Genomic DNA, 18,007 nt, shown 5'->3' on the forward strand with positions numbered 1-18,007 from the left:
CGACTGTGGCAGCGGCCTCGGGACGGGGGCAACCGGGTTCCGGCGGCGGCCGTCCGCCGGGGAGCGGGATGGCCGTACCTCGCGAGCTGCGTCGGTCGGCGTGGATCTCGACGCCGTACGCACCTTCGTCGCCGTCGCCGACGCGGCACGGTTCCAGCAGGCACGCGACGGACCCGCACTCGCTGGTCTGGCGCGCCGACAACCCGCATCCGGCGCTGACCGTCCTGCGCCGCCACCTGCGCGGCACCGCGCCGGACGGCCGGGCGTCCGACACCTGGACCCCGAAATGGACGCATCCGCCGGTGGCGCGGGCGCGGTCCGCGGGTCCCGGACAGGGGCCGCGCCGTGCCGGACCGGCCGGGGTCGCCGTACGTCCAGGGGCCGGATGAGCCGTGCGGGCCGCACCGGGCGAGGAGCGTGCGAGGGCGGCCACCGGATCGGCGACATACCGGCGAGGGACGGGCCACGTACAGGCGAGAGGCGGCCACCGGACCGGCGGGAGGCGGCCACCGGACCGGCGACGGTCGGGCGCCCGGCGTATTCTGCGTCGTATGTCCTGGACCAGCCTCTTGAGGGTGCGCCGCGCGGAGGGGGAGACCTTCCTGCTGCGCCGCAAGCGGGTCCCCGGCATCGACCTGTCCTACGGTGACGCGCGGCTCGCCGAGATCCGGGCGGCGGCGCGCGAGGGCGTCGAGCAGTGGCCGCTGATCCGCGCGCGACTGGCCGCCGCGACGGACGGCGAGGACCTGACCTTCCTGCTGGAGGGCGTGCAGAGCGTCGCCGGGGTGGAGCGGTGGATCGGCGACGTGATCGCCGCCGAGCCGGACGACGCGCTGCCGCTGCTGGTCTCCGGCGCCCGGCATGTCGCCTGGGCCTGGCACGCCCGTACGGGTTTCGCGGCGCGATACGTGTCGGACGAGCAGTGGGAGCTTTTCCGGGCCCGGCTGACCGTCGCCGAGGACCACCTGCTGGAGGCGGCCGAGCGCGAGCCGACCTGGGCGGCGCCCTGGTACTTCCTCCAGATCACCGGGCGCGGTCTCGGCGTCGGATCCGATGTCGCGGAGCGCCGCTTCGCGGCGACCTGCCGCCGCTCGCCCGGCCATGTCGCCGCCCACCGGCAGCACGTGCAGCAGCTCTGCCCGAAGTGGGGCGGCTCGTGGGCCCGGACGCACGCCTTCGCCCGCGAGTCGATGCTGGCGGCCCCCGCCGGGAGCCCGATGGGCCACCTCGTCGCCCAGGCCCACCTGGAGGAGTGGCTGGCACTCGGCGGCGACGCGGAGTCGCCGTATCTGGCCGATGCCGACGTGGTCCGCGCCGTCAACGAGGCCGCCGCGCGCTCGGTCTACCACCCGGACTTCGTACGCCGCCGGGACTGGCCGCTGGCCTTCAACACCTTCGCGATGACCTTCGCGCTCGCCGGGGACCTCCGCCTCGCGCGTCCGCTGTTCCAGGTCCTCGGGGACCGGGCCACCGAGATGCCCTGGATCTACCTGGACGGCCAGTCGCCCCTGGTCCCGTTCCTCGCCTGGCGCGCCCGCGCCGACCGCTGACGCCGTACGTCCGAAGGGGTACGGACCCGCGCCGGGCGGTACGGACCCGCGCCGGGCGAAAACCGCTGGTCGCGGCGGCTCCCTTTGCGGTAGGTCTGCGGGGGCGCGTGCCGTGGAGCGGCGCCGCTGTGCGATGCCGACGTGGAGGACGAGATGTTCGCGATTTCCCTGGGAGACGACGCCGAGCTGCGCCCGCTGGAGCCGTGGCGGGCCGAGGAGTTCCTGGCCCACATGGACCGCGGGCGCGAGTACATCGGACAGCACATCGGCCTGGCCGACGCCACCGCCGACCTGGACTCGGCGCGGAACTGGCTCCAGTCGTACGCCGACAAGACGGCGGCCGACGCGGGCCGCCTCTACGGCATCTGGCTCGACGGACTGCTCGTCGGCGGTGTCCTGTTCAAGGTCTTCGACGCGGCGGCTGGCAACTGCGAGGTGGGCTGCTGGCTCGAACCGGCCGCCGCCGGACAGGGGTTGGTCACCCGGGCGGCCCGCGTCATCATCGACTGGGCGGTGTACGAACGCGGTATCCACCGTGTGGAGTGGATGGTGTCGCCCAAGAACACGCCGAGCGTCAACGTCGCCAAGCGGCTCGGCATGACCCGCGAAGGGCTGCTGCGCGCCACCTACCTTTACCGGGGCGTACGGCAGGACGCCGAGGTCTGGTCGATCCTCGCACCGGAGTGGCGTGCCGCCGGGCGGGACGCCCGCTGACCGACCGACCGACCGCTGATTGACCGCCCGCCCGCCGTCCTCGTACCGGACGCCGGGCCGACGGCGCACCGCGGCCCCGGGGCGCCCGTGGCAGACTCCCCGAATGCTCCATCCCGACGCCGCCCGCCTCACCCGCCGCTATCTGTCCGCCGCCGACCGGCTGCTGCCGGGCCGGATCACCCACTTCTACGTGGTCGGTTCGGCCGCGCTCGGGGCGTGGCGCGCGGGCGGCAGCGACATCGACGTCGTCGCGGCGGTGGACGGCGGCTTCACGGCGGGGGACCTCCGGCGGCTGCGGGCGCTGCACCCGGTCGGCAACGCCACCCCCGTCGTACGGGCGCTGCTGCGGGCGCGGGTGACGGTCCCCGGCACGGTGAACGCGGTCTACGTGTCGGCCGCCGACCTCCGCCGACCGGTGACGGCCATCCGCCCGCTGGCCTCGCACACCGGGAACTCCTTCGCACGCGGCCGTGCCTTCGACGTCAACCCTGTGGTGTGGAAGGTGCTGCGCGAACGCGGCATCCCGCTGCGCGGCCCGGCCCCCGGCGCCCTCGGGCTCGACCCGGAACCGGAACGCCTGCGCGCGTGGAATCTGGAAAATCTGCACGGCTACTGGCACCCCTGGGCCGAGAAGGCGCTGGCCGGGAAGACGCCCGGCAAGCCGCTGGTCGCGGCGCGCTCGGCGGGACGTTCGCTCACCACCTGGGGCGCGCTCGGGGTGTCCCGGCTGCACCGCACGGTCGCCACCGGGGACATCGTCTCCAAGGAGGGCGCGGGGGAGTACGCCCTGGACACCTTCACGCCGTGCTGGCACCCGCTGATCCGCACGGCCCTCGCCCATCGCCGCGCTGTGCCGCTTCCGGCCGGGCTCGCCCGCGACCCGGACCTCGCCGACCGGGCGCGGCGGCTCCGGCTGACCGGCGCGTTCGTCATGGAAGTGATCGCGGACGCCGACCGGCTCTGAGGACCGCCGCCGCCCCAGCAGCCGTTCAGCGGTCGCCCCCCAGCCCGCTCCGGGGGGCCGTCACGACCCGGAATCCCGGCACGACCGGCCGTTGGCCCGTGCCGCGCCCTGCCGCCGCACGGGCGACCCCTGTCACCTGTCAGGAGCGGCAGGCGCGGGCCCGCTCCTACCTCGGCGCCGTGGCCCCCAGGCGCTGGCGCAAGCACAGGGCCAAGCGGCGGCCAGCGGCCGGTCGCACCCGTACACCGACACCTACGCGACGGGCACAGCCGCCGATACGACGTCCCGTACGGCCTCCGGTGCGATGTCCGGCACGGTCTCCGGTGCGCGGACTGCGTACACCGACCTCGACCGGCTGGTGCGGACTTTGAACGTGCCCGGCGGCCCGGTCAGCAGACTGACGGGCCGTCAGGGGCGGTCCAAGGTGATGGAGTTGACCGGGCCGAGGTCGTAGTGCCAGGCGCCGCCCGCCACCAGGTCGTCGACGACCTGGCCGGTGCCGTTGTAGCCCGTCCACAGCCTCGCCCGGGCGCCCCCGGACTGGTTGTTGAGCACGTCGTGCCACCCGTACTGATTGCTCAGGTTGTGGGCGCCGTAGCTCCAGTACACGAAGCTGGGGTGGTCGTTGCCCCAGTCCGTGTCGTTCGGGTAGACGCAGACGGCGCCGTACGGGCAGCCGTGGACCGTGCCGCCCGCCGCGTCGGCCCGCACCGCGCCGACCGTGCCGACGGCCGCCACCGAAAGTGCCAGCGCCGCCACGCCCCGCATGACCTTGCCCATGTCGCTCTCCCTCTCCTCGCGGAACCGGCCCTTCGAGGCCGCCACCAGCACCGTAGGAAAGGGGAACGGCCCGCCGCTCCTGACAGATGACAGGGCGGCGGGCCGGGACCGGACCGTCAGGACAGGCAGCCGACGCTCGCCAGGGCCTGCCGGAGCAGGACACCGCGACCGCCCGGCATCTCCTGCTGGAGCTGCGGCGAGGACGCCTCCTGCGGGGTGAACCACACCAGGTCGAGCGCGTCCTGGCGCGGGCGGCAGTCGCCCGCGACCGGTACGACGTAGGCGAGGGACACCGCGTGCTGCCGGGGGTCGTGGTACGCGGTGACCCCCTCGGTCGGGAAGTACTCGGCGACGGTGAACGGCTGCGGGGAGGCCGGGATCCGGGGCAGCGCCACCGGGCCGAGGTCCTTCTCCAGATGCCGCAGCAGCGCGTCGCGGACCCGCTCGTGGTGCAGCACCCGGCCCGACACCAGCGTGCGGCTGATCGTCCCGTCGGGCCCGATGCGCAGCAGCAGCCCGATGTGGGTGACTTCCCCGCTGTCGTCCACCCGCACCGGCACGGCGTCGACATACAGGATCGGCATACGTGCGCGCGTCAGCTCCAGTTCGTCGGGAGCCAGCCAGCCGGGCGTGGTTTCGGTCATGTCAGCCATCCGCTGATCGTACGTCGCCACCCGCCCGCGCACAGGCCCGGGAGCCGAACCGGACCCGTGCGGTCCGCTGTCCGGACCTGCGCGGTTGCCGGGCCCGCCGCGATCCGCCGCCCTAGCCGCTCTTGCGGCCCACGCCCGCGTAGACCCAGAACTCCGAGGGATTGTCCGGGATTTCGTCGGCCGGATCGGGGCGCCACAGCGGGACGTAGACCAGTCCCGGCGGGACCAGGTCGAAGCCGGTGAAGAGCGCGGCGATCTGGTCGTGGGAGCGGGCGGTGACCGGAGAGGTGGCCTTCGACCGGTAGAGCTGGCCGACGGCGGCGGCGGTGCCGGGGCGGTCCTGGTCGGTCGCGTGGCTCAGCGCGAGCCAGCTCCCCTCGGGCAGCCCGTCACGGTAGGCGGCGACCAGCCCCTCGGGGTCCTCCGCGTGCGTGATGAAGTGCAGGATCGTGATCATCAGGACGGCGACCGGCTGGTTGAAGTCGATCAGCTTCCGTAGCTGCGGCGAGTTCAGTACGTCGTCGGGCCGCCGGATGTCCGCGCTCACGATGTCGGCGTCCGGATTGTCCGCGAGCAGCGACGCGCTGTGCGCGACGGCCACCGGATCGTTGTCCACGTAGATCACCCGCGTGCCCGGCGCGATCGACTGCGCGACCTCGTGGACGTTGCCCTGCGTGGGGATGCCGGAGCCCAGATCGACGAACTGCCGGACGCCCGCGTCGACCAGATAGCGCACCGCCCGGCCCAGGAAGGCCCGGTTCGCCCGCGCCAGCGCCCGCACCTGCGGGTCGATGGCGGTGAAAGCGGCCAACGCCTCCCGGTCTATGGCGAAATTGTGCTCCCCGCCGAGCATCGCGTCGTAGATCCGCGCCACGCTCGCCTTGGCCGGATCCACGCCCTCCGGGACATCTTTGCGTCCGCTCACCACAAGTCCCTTTCGACGGCCGCGTCTTGAACGGTCATCATAGAATCCTGGTGACGGGGCGCTGCGGGGTGCGTACGTCTCCACCGGGTGGTTTCGGCCGCCCGCCGCAACGGCTCGGCGGAAGGCACGACCCTGCGACACGAAGCGCACGAACAGCCCGAGGACAGCGCCCTCGAGGACGCGCCGGGGGCCGCTTCCGCGTTCCGCGAGAAGCCGCCGCCCCCGCGCCGCGGGCGGCTGGCGGTCGGTCCAGCGGCCGATGTCATCGGTTCCGCGCTCGATCTGCATATGACCGGAAACCATGTCGTCCACGCGATGGCGCCCGGATTCTGCGACGCCGCCTCCGTCTATCTGCTGGAGCGCTGGCTCGTCGACGAGAGCGCGGGGACGTCCGCCGATCCGCCGCAGATCGAGGCCAGGCGGCTGGCGCTGCGGATGGGCGCGGCGGCGGCCGAGAGCACCGAAGGCGTCCTGCCGATCGACGAGGTGCTGGTCTTCCCGCGCCAGACCCCGTACGCCCGCGCGCTCGCCACCGGCCACGCCCAACTGCTCGACGCGGTCGACACCCACACCTTCGACCGGCTCGCCGCCTCCGGACGCGGCGACGCCCGCATCCACGACCTGTTACGCACCGCGTCCTTCCTCGTGGTCCCCATACGCCTCCAGAGCGCCGTGATCGGCTTCATCGCCTGCACCCGCGGCCCGCACCTGCCGCCGTTCGGACTGGAGGACATGGCGGGCGTCGAGTCGCTGGCCGCGCGGGCCGGGGTCGCCCTGGACAACGCCCGCCGATACGAGCACGAGCGCCGTACCGCGCTGGCCATCCGCAGGAGCATGCTGCCCGACACCGACCGGACCTTCGAGGGCTGCCGCGTCGCCCACGACTACCGGCCCGCGGGCCCGCACGACATCATCGGCGGCGACTGGTTCGACGTCCTGCCCAGGCCCGGCGGCCGGGTCGGCCTGATCGTCGGCGACGCCATGGGACACGGCCCGGAAGCCGCCGTCGCGATGATCCAACTGCGCACCGCCGCAAGGACGTTGGCCGCGCTGGACACCGATCCGCGTGAACTGCTGCACCGGCTCGACGCCCTCGCCGCCGACACCCCCGACGCCTCCTTCGCCACCTGTGTGTACGCCGAGTGGGACGCGGAACAGCACACCTGCACCGTCGTCGGCGCGGGCCACCCGCCGCCGCTGATCCGCGCACCGGGCGAGGCCGCCCGCCCCGTCCCGCTCGGCGCAGGACTGCCGCTGGGGCTCAGCGCCTGGAGCGCCGAACCCTCGGTGCTGGAGATCCACCAGCCCACGCTCCTGCTGCTCTACAGCGACGGCCTGATCGAGAGCCGCCGCTCCGACATCGACGCCGGTATCGCCCGGCTCGCCCGCTCCCTCGACCACGGCATAGGCGAACGGGCGCCGGGCGGCCCGGTCATCGGTGCCGACGGTGCGGACCGCGCCCCAACCGGCCCCGGTACGGGTCCCGTTGGCGGCGCCACCGCCCGCGCCGCCGCCGAGGCCGCCGCACTGGCCGAAGTCGACGTCGGCCAGGAGCAGTTGCAGTCCCTCTGCGACACCCTCCTCCGCGACCCGCCCGCCGACGCCACCACGGACGACCGCACGGTCCTGCTGGCAGCGCTGACACCGGGATAGGCCGCGGGCGCGCTTGCCGTGAAGGGGCGCCCGGCGCGCCGTCGCGCACCGGCAGGTGGCTCCACAGCGCCGCTCGGCCGGATCGCCACGGGACCGACGGCCGGCGCGACCCACGTCCGCTGCGCCGACTTCGACGGCGACGGGAAGACCGACTCCATCCTGATCGGCGCGGGCGGCGAGATCTCGGCGTGGCTGAACCGCGGCGGCGACGGCCGCGTCGCCTCGGGCCCGGTCATCGGCTGACCGCGCGCCCGAGGCCGTACGGCCGTGTGTGTGTACGCGCGGCCGTCCGCGACGGGCCTGGTCGCCGGGGCCCGAGGCCGTACGGCCGCGCGCGACGCCCGCTCGAAGGGGCCGGTCAGACGATGCCGCCGTTGGCGCGGACGACCTGGCCGTTGACCCAGTGACCGGCCGGGGAGGCGAGGAAGGCGACGACCTCGGCGATGTCGGCGGGGGTGCCGAGCCGCTCCAGCGGGGGCTGGGCGGCCAGGCGGGCGACGGTCTCCTCGTCCTTGCCGTCGAGGAACAGGTCGGTCGCGGTGGGGCCTGGCGCCACCGCGTTGACGGTGACGTCCCGGCCGCGCAACTCGCGGGCGAGGATCAGCGTCACCGCCTCGACCGCGCCCTTGCTGGCGGCGTAACCGGCGTAGCCGGGGAAGGACAGGCCCAGCACGGACGTGGAGAAGGTGACCACGGCGCCGCCGGGGCGCACCCTGCGGGCCGCCTGCTGGGCGACGACGAAGGTGCCGCGGATGTTCGTGCGGTGCATCGCGTCCAGCTCGGCCAGGTCCAGCTCGGCCACGGTCGACAGCGCCATGCGCCCGGCGGCGTGCACGACGACGTCGACACCGCCGTACGCGGACTCGGCGGCGTCGAAGAGCGCCGCGGCGGCCGTCTCGTCGGCGATGTCGGCCTGGACGGCGAGCGCCTGGCCGCCGGCCGCGGTCACCTCCTCGACGGCGGCCTCGGCCAGGCCGCGGTTGCCCGCGTAGCCGATCACCACGGCGTGGCCGTCGGCGGCCAGCCGGGTCACCACCTGGCGGCCGATGCCGCGTGAGCCGCCGGTGACGACGGCGACGCGCGGCCGGGAGGGGGTTTCGGGGGTGGTCGTCATGGGGGGCTCCTGTACGGAAACGGGGGCGGTCGGGCGGCCGGACCGCCCCGGCGTTCGTACGTCCTGCCGGGGGCCGGTCCGCTTCCCACTGTCGGTCGCTTCCACGCGGTCAGCCAGGGCTGAGCCCACCCAGGGGTTGCCGTCCCCTGGCTGCGGCCTGGCCCCGCCGGGCGCGGCGAGTGACGATGGAGGGGTGAATCTTCCCGAGCTGGCGGCGTTCCTGAAGACCCGGCGCGACCGGATACGGCCGGACGCCGTGGGGCTGCCCGCCGGGCCGCGGCGGCGGGTGCCGGGGCTGCGCCGCGAGGAGGTCGCCCAGCTCGCCGGGCTCTCCGCGGACTACTACACCGAGCTGGAGCGGGGCCGCGGCGCCCAGCCCTCGGCCCAGACGCTGGCCGCGCTGGCCAGGGCGCTGCGGCTGACCACGGACGAGCGCGACCACCTGTTCCACCTCGCCGAGCGGCCCGTGCCCCCTTCCGCGCACGGCTCGGCCGCCCCCGTACAGCCCGCGCTGCTGGGCCTGCTCGACCGGCTGACCACCACCCCCGCCCAGGTCATCTCAGACCTGCACGAGACGCTGGCGCAGAACGAGCCGGCCGCCGCGCTCCTCGGCCGTCCACCCGCCGTACGCGGCCCCGCCCGCAGCTTCGTCTTCCGCTGGTTCACCGATCCGCGGGCGCGCGGCATCTACCCGCCCGAGGACCACCCGCACCACTCGCGGGTTTTCGTCTCCGACCTCCAGGCGGTCGCGGGCCAGCGCGGCCGGGACACCGAGGTCGCGCGGATGGTCGCCCATCTGCGGCGCGAGAGCGCCGAATTCGCCGCTCTGTGGGACGCCCACGACGTGGCCTTCCGCCGCACCGACCACAAGCGGATCGTCCATCCGTCGCTGGGCGTCATCGAGTTGGACTGCCACTGCCTGTTCAGTGAGGACGGCCGGCAGCGGCTGCTCTGGTTCAGCGCCGCCCCCGGCACCGAGGGCGCGGAGCAACTGGAGCTGCTCTCGGTCATCGGCACGCAGGACATGACGGCGCGGTAGGGCGGGGCGCGGCAGAGCGCGGCAGGGCGTGGTAGAGCGCGGGGCGCGGCAGGGCGCGCGGACGCCCTCGGCGCGGCGGCGTCCCCTTCGCACGGACCGCACCGGTCTCGGCTGCCCGCGAACTCCTCCCAGCTCAGAGGGCGTTCGGCGGGCCGCTAGCGCCGGGGCAGCTGATTCGCATGGGAGTCATGTGGTTGTTGCGCGGTGTTCATCGGGGGTTCTCGGACGGTGACGACCGGCCGCCTACTGTGATCGGGAGAGCTGGCAGGCAGAAAGGGAACTGTGGTGAAACCGACACAGGATCTTCCTGACGCACTGTCAGGCGGTGAGGTCTCCGGCGAGGCGGGCGGCTTAACCGGCCCTTCCGTCGCGGGCGGTGAACTGGCCGCCGCCCGGCTGCGCGGCGAACGCGAGGCGCTGCTGCGGTACGTGGCGAAGCTGCTCGCCCCCGACCTGCGGCACGCCGAGGACGTCGTGCAGGAGACCCTGCTGCGGGCGTGGCTGAGGGCCGATCAACTGGACTGGCAGGAAAGGCCGATCAGGCCCTGGCTGTTCAGGATCGCGCACAATCTGGCCGTCGACACCTGGCGCAAGGACCGCGCGATACCCGTCGGCAGCGCGGCCGACGTCCGCCCCGACACCGCCGACTGGGACGACCTCGCCGACCGCGTGGTGGACCGGCGGTGGCTGCAACAGGCCATGCGGCGACTGCCCTACGCGCACCACGAGGTACTGGTGCACGTGCATATCTACGGACGCGGCAGCGAAGAGGTCGCCGACGTCCTCGGGATACCCCGCGGGACCGTCAAGTCCCGTACCCACCACGCGCTCCGCTCGCTGCGCCGCGAGCTGGGTGTGCTGGAGAACGAGGAGACGGCCGCATGACCCGTCCGCAACCGGCCGTCGTCGAGCTGGCGGGCGGGCCCCTCCAGGTGTTCACCGACCACCGGGGCGCCATCTGCACGGTGCTGGGCGTCCTCGGCCTGGTCATCGCCGTGCTGGTCCTCACCAACCGGTCGGTCCGCCGGATCGGCGGATGGCGCGTGGTGCGCCGCTGGGCGCGCCGCGAGAGCCGCCTCACCGCGAACGCCTTCACCGCGCCGCTGCGCGGGTGGGTCCGCTACCGGCGACAACTCCGGCTGCTGGGACGCCTGTTGGACGACCCCGCCGTCTGGCGGACCGGGGAGCGCGCGCTGCGCGCCGCCCACGCCGCCGCCCCCGACCGCTGCCGCCCGTACGGCGTGCTGGTCGGCGACGGGGCCGACGACGGTCTCGTCGGGGTCCTCGTCGCGGGCCGGGACGTCCCCCAACCGCCGCCGCCGTGGGTCGCCGACGACCGCGACCCGCGCGTGTGGTGGAGCGCGTACGAGGAGTGGCACGACCTCCAACCCGCCGGACTCGCGGACCGGTTGGCCATCGGGGAAGGCGCCGGCTGGGAGCAGGAGCCGGTCGCACCGCCCGTACTGATCGCGGCCGTCGGCGTCGAGGGGGACCGCGCGGTCTTCCTCGACCTCGCCTCGGGCGCGCCGGTCACCTCGCTGGACGGTGACGAACGCGTCGCCCGCCCGCTCGTCCACGCGCTCGCCGCCCAGCTCGACCGGCGGCTGCCGCCCGGCGCCGTCACCGTCGCCGACGGCGTGCACCCCCGGCACGCGGGGCCGCCCGTCGCCCAGGCGCTGCGCGACGCCGCCCGGTGGAGCGACACCCACGAAGGCCCCGCCTTCGTGGTCTGCCAGGGCCCGCTCCCCGACGCCGCCGACCTCGCGGGCGCCGCGGGGCCTCGCGTGCTGGCGTACGGCAGGACGCACGGCCGCGCCCGGCTGCTGGACGTGGACCGCGACGGACTGCTCACCGTGCACGGCACACCGCTGCGGGTCCGGGCGACCTCCGTGCCGCGCGCGGTGGCCGCCGCGATCGGGTCGCTGCCGCCGTACGAACCGCCGCCGCTGGCCGCGCCCGTCCGCGCCCCGGCACCGCACGCGCACGTCGAACGGGCCGAGGAGCCGGGCACGGTGGGCGTCTCCGCGGTGTCCGCCGCGAGCGCGCCGTCCACAGAATTCGCGCGGGGCGTCGGCCACGCCCAGGTGACGCCCCGTCAACGCAGCGGTGGCGAAGCCGAGTCGGGCCCGGTCGGCGTCTCGGCGTCGGCCGCCGCCGGGCCCGGCGCGACCCCGCCAGGGGGACGCGCCCGCACCGGACCCGCCGCCGGTGAATCCGCGGGCGGAGCCGGGACACCCGACGCCGAGTCCGTGGGCTCGGGAGCCGTGACCACCGCGCCCGCCCCGCGCGGCGACTGACCGCCGACCGACCGTTGACCGCCGCCCCCGGCCGCCCCCACCACCCCGGTTGGACATCGTGAAGCTGACTCTCACCACCGTCGACGCCGGCGGCACCACCGCGGGCGCCGTGCACCGCGACCACCTGCTGGAACTCCCCGACGGCTGCACCGTGGGCGACCTGGCCGAGGCGCTGGGCGTCCGGGCCGACGGCACACCCGCCACCGCGGGCCGCCCCGGCGCGCCCGTGGCGGACCCGGCACGCCCCGACGGCCCGGCGGACCCCGACGCGGGCCCCGCCCTCCACCTCGGCGCCGCACCGCTCGCCCCCGAGGCCCCGATCCGCGACAGCGGCATCCGCGAGGGCAGCGTCCTCGGCGTCGGCGGCGCCCCGCCCGACCCCGACCCGCTCGCGGGCCGCGTCCAGCCCGCGCCCGGCGAACCCGTGCTCGCCGAGGTGCACAGCGTCTCGGGCCCCGGCGCGGGCCGCAGTTGGCAGCTCGCGCAGGGCAGTTACGAGATCGGCACGGACGCCCGCTGCGCGATCCGGGTCCGCGGCGCCGACGCGCCCGAGTACGGACTGTGGGTGACGATCGCCGCGGACGGCAGCGCGTACTGGCACCGCGAGCGCGCCGAGGACCGGATCGACGGCGGCTCCGTACGGCTCTGCGTCCCCGTCCCGCCCTCCGACGTCGACCCGCTGACCGGCACCGCGCCCGACCGGACCACACCCGAGGAGCGGATGGACGCGGCGCGCGCCGTGGACGAGGCGGAGAAGGCGGCGCGGGCCGCGCGGAAGGCGGCCAGGAAGGCGGCGCGCGGACCGGCCGCCGACCCCCGTACCGTCGCGGCCCGTACGCCCGCGCCGGCCGACGCCACCGCCCGCCGTGAGGCCGACCACCGCACCGCGTGGCCGGTGGACGTCGACCTGGCCGTCGGCACGACGCTGCTGCGCATGGTCGCCCCCGTGGAGGCGGACGCCGCGGTCGCCGACTCCGCCGACGGCATCGGCGTCGACTTCAACCGGCCGCCGCGCATCGCGCCGCACCTGGACGCCGAGTCGCTGCGCCTGCCGTCCCCGCCGGGACAGCGCGTCCGCGTGCCGTTCCCGCTGCTGATGATGTTCGCGCCGGTCGTGCTCGGCCTGGTCATGGTCGGCATCTTCCACTCGTACTTCTACCTGGTGTTCATCCTCTTCACGCCGCTGATGGCGATCTCCAACTGGGTGATGGGCCGCCGCAACAACCACAAGACGCACGTGGAGTCGCGCCGCCGCTACCGGGCCCGCCGCCGCGTGGTGGAGCGGGAGATCCGCGCGGCCGTCGTACGCGAGCGCTGGGTGCGCTGCGACACCGGACCCGACCCGGCGGCCCTCGGCCTGATCGCCACCGGACCCGGCAGCCGGCTGTGGGAACGCCGCCGCCGCGACCCCGACCACCTCGTGCTGCGGGTCGGCACCGTCGACATGCCGTCGGTGAAGGCGATCGAGGACCCGGCGCAGGACGAGAACCACCGCACCGTGCGCTGGAATCTGCCCGACATCCCGATCGGCGTGGAGATCACCGAACTCGGCGTCGTCGGCGTCGCGGGCACCGCCGCGCCCGTCCAGGCGCTGGCCCGCTGGTGCGTGGCCCAGTCCGCGGTCCTGCACAGTCCGCGCGACCTGCGGATCGTCGTGCTCACCGAGCCGTCCCGTGCGCAGGAGTGGGGCTGGGTGCGATGGCTGCCGCACCTGCGGCCGTACTCGCCCAACGGACCGGTCGTGGCCATCGGCAACGACCCGGAGAGCGTCGCCAACCGCGTCTCGGAACTGGTCTCGCAGATCCAGGCACGGCAGCGGGCGCTCGGCTCGTCCATCGGACGCGCGATGTTCACCGCGCCCGACATCCTCGTGATCGCCGACAGCGCACGGCAGTTGCGCGACGTGCCGGGCATGGTGCAGATCCTCACCGAGGGTCCGCCGGTCCGTGTCTTCAGCCTCTGCCTCGACGAGCAGGAACGGCTGCTGCCCGAGGAGTGCGGCGCGGTCGTCACCGTCTCCGGCACCGGTCTGACGGTCCGCAGGACCGGACTGCCCGAAGTCACCGGCGTACGGCCCGACCTGGTCGCCTCCGCCTGGTGCGAGCGGGTGGCCAGGGCGCTCGCGCCGCTGCGCGACGTCAGCCCGGACAACGACAGCGGACTGCCCGACGAGGTACGGCTGCTGGACCTGCTCGGCCAGGAACCCCCGGACGCCCGGGCGCTGGTGGACCGCTGGACCAGGCGCCCGGCGACCACCACCTTCGTACTGGGCACCGGATACGACGGGCCGATGTCGCTGGACCTGGTACGCGACGGGCCGCACGGTCTGGTCGCCGGGACCACCGGATCCGGCAAGTCCGAACTCCTCCAGTCCTTCGTCGCCTCCCTCGCCGCGGGCAACCGCCCCGACGAACTCACCTTCGTACTGGTCGACTACAAGGGCGGCAGCGCCTTCCGCGAGTGCGCCAACCTGCCGCACACCCTCGGCATGGTCACCGACCTCGACGCGCACCTCGTCCAGCGCGCCCTGGACTCGCTCGCCGCCGAACTGCGGCGCAGGGAACGGATCCTGGCCGAGCACGACGCCAAGGACCACCCCGAGTACCGGGCCAAGCGCGCCGCCGCCGCTGCCTCCGCCACCGGCCCGCAACTCCCGCCGCTGCCGAGGCTGCTGCTGGTCATCGACGAATTCGCCACGCTGGTGCGCGAGGTGCCGGACTTCGTCACCGGGCTGATCAGCATCGCCCAGCGCGGCCGGTCGCTCGGCATCCACCTCATCCTCGCCACGCAGCGCCCGGCGGGCGCGGTCACCGCGGACATCAAGGCCAACACCAACCTGCGGATCGCGCTGCGCGTCACCGACATGGTCGAGAGCCAGGACATCATCGACACCGGCGACGCCGTGCACATCTCGCCGAGCACCCCGGGACGCGCGCTGGTCCGCTACGGACACCGCTCGGCCGTCCCGTTCCAGTCCGCGTGGGTCGGCGCGGAACGCCCCGCCGAGGAGAGCGAGGACCCGGACGGCCGGCCGCGCCCCGCGCTCGCCCGGCCCAAGGTCCACGCCGCGGAACTGTCCTGGACCCGGCTCGGCCGCCCCGCCGCCCCGCCCGCGGGCGACGACGACACCCCGCAGGAGCAGGGGCCCCTCGCGCCCACCGACCTCCAGGTCCTGGTGGCGGCGCTGCGCGAGGCCGCCGACCTGCTCGACGACTACGAGCCGCAGCCCAGCCCGTGGCTGCCCGCACTGGAGCCGAAGGTGCTGCTGGAGGAGCTGCCCGCGGTCGAACGCCCCGGCGCCACCGGCCTGAAGACGCTCCCGCCGCCGTTCCCGTACGCCCTGGAGGACATCCCGCAGCTCCAGGAACGCCGGGTCGCCACCGTGGACCTGGCCACCTTCGGGCACCTCTACGTGATCGGCGCCCCGCGCTCGGGCCGCACCCAGGCGCTGCGCACCATCGCGGGTTCCGCCGCGCGCACCGCCCGCCTCAGCGACCTGCACATCTACGGGATCGACGCGGCGGGCGGCGGACTGGCCGCCGTGGCCGCGCTGCCGCACTGCGGAGCCGTGGTGTCCCGGCACGACTTCGAGCACCTGGAGCGCCTCCTCGGCCGCCTGGTACGGGAGTTGACCGAACGTCAGGAGGCGTGCTCGGCGCGGAGCTGTTCCGGGCTCAACGAACTGCGCGACCTGCTGCCGGAGGCGGAACGGCCCGCGCACATCCTGCTGCTCGTGGACGGCTGGGACGCGCTGTCCCCGCTGATCGACGACTACGACAACGGGCGGCTGCTCGGCGACATCACCCGCCTGCTGCGCGAGGGCGCGGCCGCGGGCATCCACGTCGTCGCCACCTCGGAACGCTCCCTGATCGCGGGCCGGATCGCCGCCCACAACGACCACAAGCTGCTGCTGCGGCAGGCCGACCGCAGCGACTACAACCTCATCGGCATGCTGCCCAGCCAGGTCCCCGCGTCCGTCCCCGACGGCCGTGGCTGGCACATCGTCAGCCGCACCGAGACGCAGATCGCGCTCCTCGACGCCGACGACAGCGGCCAGGGCCAGGTCGAGGCGCTGCGCGGGATCGGCGCCGCGGCCACCCGGCGCGCGGTGAACGTCCCCGCCGACCGGCGCCCGTTCCCGGTCGCCCCGCTGCCCGCGGTGGCCGACTTCTCCGAGGTCTACGAGAAGGTGCCCGCCAATCTGCGCCGCCCGATGTGGGGCCTGCTGGGCGTCGGCGGCGACGGCGCGGGCGCGGTCGGCGTGGACTTCGCGCAGGGCGCGCCGTCCTTCCTCGTCGCCGGGCCGCCCGGCTCCGGACGCAGCAACACCCTTGCCTGCCTGGCCGTTTCGCTGCTCGCGGGCGGCACCTCGCTGGTGGTGCTGACCCCGCGCGAGTCGCCGCTGCGGGCGCTCGCCCGGCACCCGCAGGTCCGGCTGCTGACCGAGCCCGACCCGTCCGCCGACGCCGTGCGCGAGGCGCTGGACGCGATGGCGGGACCGCGCGTGGTCATCGTGGACGACGCCGACCTGGTCGCGATGGGCGGCGCGGAGAAGATCCTCAAGGACATCGTGGTCTCCGGAAGGGAACGCGGCATCGGCCTGCTCGCCGCCGGTCCCGCCGACTCCCTCTCGCTGGGCCTGGGCAGTTGGCTCACCGCGGCCAAGCGGTCCCGGCGCGGCCTGGTCCTCGCCCCGCGCAACATGTCCGACGGCGACCTGATCGGCGCCCGGCTGTCCATCAGCGCCGTACGGTCGCACGCCCGCGCGGGCCGCGCCTGGACCTCGGGCCCCGGCGGCACGGCGCTCACCGTGCAGGTCCCGGTCACCACGCTCAAGACGTCCTGAACGCACAAGCGCCGGGCTCCCGTACCAACGGAAAGCCCGGCGCGGGTGCGTGACGGACCGTCAGCCGTTGGCGGCGTCGCGGATCTTCTTCGCCAGGTCGGCGTCGTTGTCCGCCATCGACTGCTTGATGCCGCGGAACTGCTCCGCGAAGTCCTTGATGCCCTTCACCGCGAGCAGCAGGCTGGAGTTGAACTTCTCGTACGACTCCTTCAGCGCCGCGCTGGACTGCTCGAAGACCATGCCGTCGTCCAGCAAATTGTTCACGTCGGTGCGGAGCTGGTTGAGCATCGGGACGATGTTCTCGTTGGCGGTGTCCAGCTTGGACGAAGTGGTCTCGATCTTCTCGTAGTCGAGGGAGATGTTGGGCATCGCGGGTGTGCTCCTCGCGGGTTGACGGGCCGGGCTGACGGGCAGGTTGACGGCGCTAGTAGCCGATGTAGTCGTAACTGGGGTCGGGTTCTTCCTCGCTGTCCACCACGCCGTCGCCGTCCTCGTCGCCGACGAGCTTCCACTCCGCGCCCGCCCCGGTGCGCGTGTAGTCGCTCTCCTTGCCGTCACCGTCGGTGACGGCCATGGTGCCGCTGCCGTCCTCGTTGATGTGGACGTCGGAGTGCGCCTTGCTGCCGTCGGCGTAGACGGTGTCCGTGATGTACGACCGGTGGTCGTCCTGGTACGTGGTGGTCGAGGTGTACGTCTGACCCGCACCGGTGGTGACGGTGGTCTTCTCCGTGACGACGTTGTAGTCGTCGTCCAGGGTCAGTTGGGTGTGTACGGTGCCGCCGTCCGCGGTGGTCAGCGTCTTGTCGGTGGGCGGCGCGCCGGGGTCGGTGGGCTCGGGCCCCGGGTCGGACGCCGAGCAGTACGCCGGGGCGGTCTCGCCCGGCGCGACCTCGCAGGAGTCCGGATTCGCCTGGTACTGCTCCCACAGGTCGTGGTCCTTGACCCACTGGTCGTGGCCCAGCCACGCCTTGTGCTTGGCGACCCAGTCGCTCAGGCCCATGTCGGCGCTCATGATGCCCGCGCCCTCGGCGATCTGCGCGTCCATGTTGAAGAAGCCGTCGGCCACCGCGCCGAAGGTGTCCCCGAGTTGCCGCAGGTCGTCCTCGGCCTTCTCCATCGGGTGCTTGGAGCGGTAGTACAGCGTGCTGAAGGCGGCGGTGAGCTGGGCGTCGCCGAACACGTCCTGCGCGTCGCCCGAGTCGTCGTTGCCGAGCGTGGCGTAGTCGCTGTTCTTGAGCGTCGGCCCGATCTTGTCGGCCAGCTCGTGCAGGTCGTTGCGGGCGGTGTGCAGAACGGTGTAGTCGAGCGCGAAGTCGACCAATGCCATCTCCTCCTTACGGGCGCCGGGCGCCGGGCGCCGGGGGCCGCCGGGGTCACCGGAACCAGCCGGTCCGACATGTTCACGTACCAGCGGTCCCCGCGGTTCACCCAGGTCCGGGACGTGGGTCCGGGACTTCCCGCAGTGAACCGCC

General features: G+C 74.3%; 16 protein-coding genes. 10 read left to right on the forward strand and 6 right to left on the reverse strand.

Features of this window, described 5'->3' with window-relative positions; genetic code table 11:
- Positions 1–68 precede the first annotated feature (68 nt).
- The 4 genes from ACFY9V_RS25675 to ACFY9V_RS25690 all read left to right on the forward strand — a co-directional run bounded on the left by ACFY9V_RS25675 (position 69) and on the right by ACFY9V_RS25690 (position 3,228).
- Positions 69–389: a hypothetical protein gene (locus ACFY9V_RS25675; RefSeq protein ID WP_391163088.1), complete on the forward strand. Its 321-nt coding sequence runs from the start codon at positions 69–71 to the stop codon at positions 387–389.
- Between the two features lie 162 nt (positions 390–551).
- Positions 552–1,550: a hypothetical protein gene (locus tag ACFY9V_RS25680; RefSeq protein WP_391045944.1), complete on the forward strand. Its 999-nt coding sequence runs from the start codon at positions 552–554 to the stop codon at positions 1,548–1,550.
- Between the two features lie 153 nt (positions 1,551–1,703).
- The gene (locus ACFY9V_RS25685) at positions 1,704–2,264 is read left to right on the forward strand and encodes a GNAT family N-acetyltransferase (RefSeq protein WP_391163090.1); all 561 of its coding nucleotides are present in this window, start codon (positions 1,704–1,706) and stop codon (positions 2,262–2,264) included.
- 103 nt (positions 2,265–2,367) lie between these two features.
- Entirely contained in the window at positions 2,368–3,228 is an 861-nt protein-coding gene (locus ACFY9V_RS25690) for an aminoglycoside adenylyltransferase domain-containing protein (protein WP_391163092.1), read from the forward strand.
- Positions 3,229–3,636: 408 nt separating this feature from the next.
- Here ACFY9V_RS25690 and ACFY9V_RS25695 read toward each other — a convergent pair whose 3' ends face one another.
- The 3 genes from ACFY9V_RS25695 to ACFY9V_RS25705 all read right to left on the reverse strand — a co-directional run bounded on the left by ACFY9V_RS25695 (position 3,637) and on the right by ACFY9V_RS25705 (position 5,514).
- Positions 3,637–4,053, reverse strand: coding sequence for a hypothetical protein (locus tag ACFY9V_RS25695; RefSeq protein ID WP_391163094.1), 417 nt, complete (start codon positions 4,051–4,053; stop codon positions 3,637–3,639).
- Between the two features lie 71 nt (positions 4,054–4,124).
- The gene (locus ACFY9V_RS25700; protein WP_355341772.1) at positions 4,125–4,652 is read right to left on the reverse strand and encodes an NUDIX hydrolase family protein; all 528 of its coding nucleotides are present in this window, start codon (positions 4,650–4,652) and stop codon (positions 4,125–4,127) included.
- Positions 4,653–4,773: 121 nt separating this feature from the next.
- Entirely contained in the window at positions 4,774–5,514 is a 741-nt protein-coding gene (locus ACFY9V_RS25705; RefSeq protein ID WP_391163267.1) for an SAM-dependent methyltransferase, read from the reverse strand.
- A gap of 159 nt (positions 5,515–5,673) precedes the next feature.
- On the opposite strand from ACFY9V_RS25705, the gene ACFY9V_RS25710 reads away from it, so the two are divergent.
- Both ACFY9V_RS25710 and ACFY9V_RS25715 read left to right on the forward strand, forming a co-directional pair.
- Positions 5,674–7,239: a SpoIIE family protein phosphatase gene (locus ACFY9V_RS25710; protein WP_391163095.1), complete on the forward strand. Its 1,566-nt coding sequence runs from the start codon at positions 5,674–5,676 to the stop codon at positions 7,237–7,239.
- Between the two features lie 18 nt (positions 7,240–7,257).
- Positions 7,258–7,482, forward strand: coding sequence for a hypothetical protein (locus ACFY9V_RS25715; RefSeq protein ID WP_391163096.1), 225 nt, complete (start codon positions 7,258–7,260; stop codon positions 7,480–7,482).
- A gap of 115 nt (positions 7,483–7,597) precedes the next feature.
- Here the strand turns inward: ACFY9V_RS25715 and ACFY9V_RS25720 are convergent, their stop codons facing one another.
- Positions 7,598–8,353 (reverse strand): SDR family oxidoreductase, encoded by a 756-nt coding sequence (locus tag ACFY9V_RS25720; RefSeq protein ID WP_391163097.1) that lies wholly within the window; start codon positions 8,351–8,353, stop codon positions 7,598–7,600.
- Between the two features lie 193 nt (positions 8,354–8,546).
- Here ACFY9V_RS25720 and ACFY9V_RS25725 point away from each other — a divergent pair, with 193 nt between their 5' ends.
- The 4 genes from ACFY9V_RS25725 to ACFY9V_RS25740 all read left to right on the forward strand — a co-directional run bounded on the left by ACFY9V_RS25725 (position 8,547) and on the right by ACFY9V_RS25740 (position 16,535).
- On the forward strand, positions 8,547–9,392 hold the full coding sequence (locus tag ACFY9V_RS25725; RefSeq protein ID WP_355341518.1) for a helix-turn-helix transcriptional regulator: 846 nt from the start codon (positions 8,547–8,549) through the stop codon (positions 9,390–9,392).
- A gap of 285 nt (positions 9,393–9,677) precedes the next feature.
- Positions 9,678–10,277: a sigma-70 family RNA polymerase sigma factor gene (locus ACFY9V_RS25730; RefSeq protein ID WP_391163098.1), complete on the forward strand. Its 600-nt coding sequence runs from the start codon at positions 9,678–9,680 to the stop codon at positions 10,275–10,277.
- Positions 10,274–11,689 (forward strand): hypothetical protein, encoded by a 1,416-nt coding sequence (locus ACFY9V_RS25735; protein ID WP_391163100.1) that lies wholly within the window; start codon positions 10,274–10,276, stop codon positions 11,687–11,689. Before ACFY9V_RS25730 ends, ACFY9V_RS25735 begins: the two co-directional genes overlap by 4 nt.
- 58 nt (positions 11,690–11,747) lie before the next feature.
- Positions 11,748–16,535, forward strand: a complete 4,788-nt coding sequence (locus tag ACFY9V_RS25740) for an FtsK/SpoIIIE domain-containing protein (protein WP_391163101.1) — start codon at positions 11,748–11,750, stop codon at positions 16,533–16,535.
- A gap of 60 nt (positions 16,536–16,595) precedes the next feature.
- On the opposite strand, the gene ACFY9V_RS25745 is transcribed toward ACFY9V_RS25740, so the two are convergent.
- On the reverse strand, positions 16,596–16,904 hold the full coding sequence (locus ACFY9V_RS25745) for a WXG100 family type VII secretion target (RefSeq protein ID WP_188282265.1): 309 nt from the start codon (positions 16,902–16,904) through the stop codon (positions 16,596–16,598).
- A gap of 55 nt (positions 16,905–16,959) precedes the next feature.
- Positions 16,960–17,862, reverse strand: coding sequence for a hypothetical protein (locus ACFY9V_RS25750; RefSeq protein WP_391045924.1), 903 nt, complete (start codon positions 17,860–17,862; stop codon positions 16,960–16,962).
- Positions 17,863–18,007 lie beyond the last annotated feature (145 nt).

The organism is Streptomyces sp. NPDC008317 (assembly GCF_042955955.1).
In the GTDB taxonomy this organism is placed as follows: Bacteria; Actinomycetota; Actinomycetes; order Streptomycetales; family Streptomycetaceae; genus Actinacidiphila.

Excerpts from the sequence above, each read along its gene's own strand:
- ACFY9V_RS25675 (WP_391163088.1), top strand. The coding sequence starts at position 69 with ATGGCCGTACCTCGCGAGCTGCGTCGGTCGGCGTGGATCTCGACGCCG.
- ACFY9V_RS25680 (WP_391045944.1), top strand. The coding sequence starts at position 552 with ATGTCCTGGACCAGCCTCTTGAGGGTGCGCCGCGCGGAGGGGGAGACC.
- ACFY9V_RS25685 (WP_391163090.1), top strand. The coding sequence starts at position 1,704 with ATGTTCGCGATTTCCCTGGGAGACGACGCCGAGCTGCGCCCGCTGGAG.
- ACFY9V_RS25690 (WP_391163092.1), top strand. The coding sequence starts at position 2,368 with ATGCTCCATCCCGACGCCGCCCGCCTCACCCGCCGCTATCTGTCCGCC.
- ACFY9V_RS25700 (WP_355341772.1), bottom strand. The coding sequence starts at position 4,652 with ATGACCGAAACCACGCCCGGCTGGCTGGCTCCCGACGAACTGGAGCTG.
- ACFY9V_RS25705 (WP_391163267.1), bottom strand. The coding sequence starts at position 5,514 with ATGCTCGGCGGGGAGCACAATTTCGCCATAGACCGGGAGGCGTTGGCC.
- ACFY9V_RS25720 (WP_391163097.1), bottom strand. The coding sequence starts at position 8,353 with ATGACGACCACCCCCGAAACCCCCTCCCGGCCGCGCGTCGCCGTCGTC.
- ACFY9V_RS25735 (WP_391163100.1), top strand. The coding sequence starts at position 10,274 with ATGACCCGTCCGCAACCGGCCGTCGTCGAGCTGGCGGGCGGGCCCCTC.
- ACFY9V_RS25745 (WP_188282265.1), bottom strand. The coding sequence starts at position 16,904 with ATGCCCAACATCTCCCTCGACTACGAGAAGATCGAGACCACTTCGTCC.
- ACFY9V_RS25750 (WP_391045924.1), bottom strand. The coding sequence starts at position 17,862 with ATGGCATTGGTCGACTTCGCGCTCGACTACACCGTTCTGCACACCGCC.